General features: G+C 67.4%; 1 protein-coding gene. It reads right to left on the bottom strand.

Features of this window, described 5'->3' with window-relative positions:
- The coding region (locus IE99_RS0128505) for a flagellin N-terminal helical domain-containing protein (protein WP_030177506.1) at positions 1-573 on the bottom strand (573 nt) is incomplete at both ends.

The following is a 573-nucleotide window of genomic DNA, read 5'->3' as shown; positions in this document are numbered from 1 at the left end:
GTTGATCGTGTGCTCGAACCGGTTCTGCGTCGCACCCAGCTGCGCACGCACATCCGACACCTTCGAGATCGCCGTGTCCAGCTTCTCGATCGCCGCCTGCGAGGCCTGGACGTTACCGTTCAGGGTCGCGACGTTGACCGTGTCCGAGATGACGCCACCGTTGTCCGCGGTGACGGCGTAGTCGCCGTCGGCGCCGGAACCGATCAGCGCGACCGCGACGTTGTCGCCGGCGGTGGCGAGGTCGCCGTCGGCGCCGCCGTCGAGCAGGCCCGCGCCGGTCAGGTTGCCGACCGTGGCGGTGCTCAGGTCGACGCTGATGCGCTCGTTGGTGTCGTCGCCGTTGGAGCCGACCTGGAAGGTGCCGTTGTAGGTACCGTCCAGCAGCTTCTGACTGCCGAACGACGTCGTGTTGGCGATCCGGGTGAGTTCCTTCTTCAGCTCCTGGAACTCCTTGTCGGCGGCCTTCTGCGACGCCTGGTCCTGGGAGCCGCCGTTGGCGGACTGAACGGCCAGGTCACGCATACGCTGCAGGATCGAGTGCGTCTCGGTGAGAGCGCCTTCAGCCGTCTGCGC

This window comes from Spirillospora albida (assembly GCF_000718255.1).
Taxonomy (GTDB): Bacteria; Actinomycetota; Actinomycetes; order Streptosporangiales; family Streptosporangiaceae; genus Spirillospora; species Spirillospora albida.
The sequence above is the reverse complement of the archived record's forward strand: the minus strand, read 5'-3'. Positions and strand labels throughout refer to the sequence as shown.